Annotated in this window: 8 protein-coding genes; all 8 read right to left on the minus strand. The window is 39.3% G+C overall.

Annotated features, from left to right (window positions below):
• Positions 1 to 286 (minus strand): hypothetical protein (locus C1H58_RS12035; RefSeq protein WP_165546308.1); only part of this gene is annotated, 286 nt, incomplete at its 3' end.
• 14 nt (positions 287 to 300) lie between these two features.
• Entirely contained in the window at positions 301 to 558 is a 258-nt protein-coding gene (locus C1H58_RS12040) for a hypothetical protein (RefSeq protein WP_165546309.1), read from the minus strand.
• An 11-nt stretch (positions 559 to 569) separates the two neighbouring features.
• Positions 570 to 791, minus strand: a complete 222-nt coding sequence (locus tag C1H58_RS12045; protein ID WP_165546310.1) for a DUF3269 family protein — start codon at positions 789 to 791, stop codon at positions 570 to 572.
• Positions 788 to 976 (minus strand): hypothetical protein, encoded by a 189-nt coding sequence (locus tag C1H58_RS12050; RefSeq protein WP_165546311.1) that lies wholly within the window; start codon positions 974 to 976, stop codon positions 788 to 790. Before C1H58_RS12050 ends, C1H58_RS12045 begins: the two co-directional genes overlap by 4 nt.
• Positions 977 to 981: 5 nt before the next feature.
• Positions 982 to 1,257, minus strand: coding sequence for a DUF3310 domain-containing protein (locus C1H58_RS12590; RefSeq protein ID WP_191876928.1), 276 nt, complete (start codon positions 1,255 to 1,257; stop codon positions 982 to 984).
• Positions 1,258 to 1,443: 186 nt separating this feature from the next.
• Positions 1,444 to 2,142, minus strand: coding sequence for a hypothetical protein (locus C1H58_RS12060; protein WP_155976421.1), 699 nt, complete (start codon positions 2,140 to 2,142; stop codon positions 1,444 to 1,446).
• Positions 2,139 to 2,558, minus strand: a complete 420-nt coding sequence (locus C1H58_RS12065; protein ID WP_165546313.1) for a RusA family crossover junction endodeoxyribonuclease — start codon at positions 2,556 to 2,558, stop codon at positions 2,139 to 2,141. The genes C1H58_RS12060 and C1H58_RS12065 overlap by 4 nt, the downstream gene beginning before the upstream one ends.
• A partial coding sequence (locus C1H58_RS12445) for a hypothetical protein (protein WP_242680372.1) occupies positions 2,559 to 2,684 on the minus strand: 126 nt, incomplete at its 5' end.

A 2,684-nucleotide genomic window follows, 5' to 3' on the forward strand; every position in this document is an offset into this window, starting at 1 on the left:
CTTTTATACTGTATTCATATCTTAGACCTGCATTAAGTGAACCATCATAATATTCCCAGGTCTCTAATACCATAGGAATCACAGTTTCCTCTGTAATCTCCTCTTCAACTTCTACTTTGAAAGTTTCGTCTGAATCTATAAATTCCAATTTTGTAACCAGACCCCCAATGCCGAACTTCACTATTCCATCTCCGCTCCCAATAAACATTCTGCTTCTAACATCATTCTCCCATGCCCACTCAATTAACTGTGGTAAGTTCATTTGCTTTTTAGTTTTAATTTTCATCATCGTTCCTCCTATTATTTAATTCTTACGTCATCGAACCAAACTTCGCCTTCACATCCTTCAAAATGCTTTAAAGCTTTTTTAATAACTCTTTCTCTATGTCCTTTATTAACTTCACTAAATTTAGGTAATGGAAATAGGTTAGCGTCATATCCGTAAAATACAGCCTTGTTGTTATTACTTTCTTCTGTTTGATATATCCAATCTTCACACGACCACGGATTATCATTTTCTGAAAAATGAAACCCTTTTTTTAATTGTTCAAGCTTCATTCCTATCCTCCTCAATAATCAAATATTGTTTTCTGCGTACCTAGCTCTTGCTCTAGGAACAAGTTATGCGTCGCTTTAAACCGCATCAATTCAACTTCGCTCATATCCCACATTTGTCCTGCAAAGATAGCGTTCGCCACCCCTGCAACGTTGTACCTGTCCTTAATTGGTACAACACTGATTACCTTGCGACCGTCTTGGTCGAATAAGTTATATTTGTCGAAAATACTCATACCATGCACTCCTTATTCCGTTTTTTATCGCGTGGATCAATCAGCATTGCTACACGATTATGATTTACACCAACCACAAAACCTTTTACACCACGCTTGTGCAACTCCTTTTGTAACTGTGTCGGCGACTTACCAGCCGTATTAATGCGGTAGCGTTGTTTTACCGTGTCACTTAAATTCCTCATGTTGCTTACGCCTCCCACTTATCAAACAATCGCTGTACATAATACTTCGCTTTAGCAATGTCCTCTTTGCCGTTTTTATGTGTCGCACGACTCACATACTTGATAGCGTTAAATACATAAGGTGCTAGTTCTGGCGGATACGTTTTGCACACTTGATCGCAATAGTCGATAACCTCTATGTCGCCGTAAGTGTAATGTTCAGGTTGGTTAACCACATCTTCTTTGTGTGTTGCAATTTTTCGATTGACCGGTAATTTTTCCCACTCTTCACTGTCTTTCAGCCACTTTGTACCACCACTATCCAAATTGATTATTGTAATTCCTGGCGCCCAATAGCCTTTTACAGTGCCTGTCTCCCATATAGGTTCATCAATCCATTTATCTCCATCGTTAGCCTTATGACAACCTGTAACAACTCTCACTCTGTCGCCTTTACTCAAAATCTCGTTCATTAATTACGCCCCCTTTTAAATTAGTTGTTGATGTCCATACATATCAGTTTTAATTTTGGCAGTACCAGCATGTTCGAATAAATAGTCGCCGTAATCCGTACGCTCGTGACGTTGTGGTACCGTTTTAAGCCAAGGCTTTCTGTTTCGGCTCTTTTCTGCCATATATCTTTGGTAAGCCTGGTAACTTTCGAGTGCGTAATCCCTTTCGATATATATCGGCTCTTGGTATTTTCTTTTAATTGGCTTGTTTAAAGCATCTTCCAAGTCATATCCTTTAGCCAAACGTCTAGTTATCGTTTTAATGTCAACGCCATATTCTTGTGCTTCTAACATTCTTGAATAAGGTGCTTTGATTTTTCTATCGCCTTTGTGGAAATCGTAGTAAATATTATCTGCGTCTCCTTTAAACTTTTTAGATAGTCTGCAAGCAAGGTCTAAATCCCAGCCTGCTGAAAGACGTTCCCTTACCAATCCATAAGTTAGGTTAGCTGATACAAAATTAGTATGTTGTTCTTTGGTGAGGTCAATTTTATTAGTACGATTAGCCCCATTGTTCAGCACATCTTCAACAGACCATCCGTGTCTAAATAAACGTTGTCTAACAACTTGCGGTGTTGCACCACACGCTTCAGCAAGTTGCTTGATTGTTATCACTTGCCCTTTATGTTCAATTCTTTTCGATCTATCGTTCTCTATTACTGGTAATTCAATCACTGTTCTTCCTCCTCTATGACAAGCACTGTACGTGCTACGCTATCCCATTTTTTGAATGTTCTGATTTCCGATATCAGCACATCGTCCGTCCATACTTTGCCATTGCCAGCATCTAATATTGTTTTAAGTAAATTGTCTATATCTGGCTTAATGCTGTGCGGTTGTCCCATGTGCGATTCCTTTTTGTGTTTTGGCCACGACTTACTAGGTTTAAAGTAAAACTCAATCGTGAGCCGTATTGGCTTATCAATCATCAAAGTTGGCAACTGATCAGCCACAAACTTTTTATGTTTTACATAAGGTGCAGGCATGTAAGTATGCCCGCCTCGTGTAAATCTGGGGCGTGATGACCCTTTCGGATTACCTAAATTCCTGTCGCCCTCTTGGTAAAATATTTCTATTCTAGTTTCCGCCACTTAATCCACCTCTAATATCGTCATATCCTTCCGTGCGTTGCGTTCAACTCTCTTCTGGATAAATAGGTCATACAACTTTTTATCGTCGCCTTGCGCCCACTCAAGCATTTTCTGAGCATAAACATC

Origin of the sequence: Staphylococcus sp. 191, from assembly GCF_011174885.1 — a bacterium.
Taxonomy (GTDB): domain Bacteria; phylum Bacillota; class Bacilli; order Staphylococcales; family Staphylococcaceae; genus Staphylococcus; species Staphylococcus coagulans.

Coding starts and splice junctions, on each gene's coding strand:
- C1H58_RS12040 (WP_165546309.1), bottom strand. CDS start 558: ATGAAGCTTGAACAATTAAAAAAAGGGTTTCATTTTTCAGAAAATGAT.
- C1H58_RS12050 (WP_165546311.1), bottom strand. CDS start 976: ATGAGGAATTTAAGTGACACGGTAAAACAACGCTACCGCATTAATACG.
- C1H58_RS12045 (WP_165546310.1), bottom strand. CDS start 791: ATGAGTATTTTCGACAAATATAACTTATTCGACCAAGACGGTCGCAAG.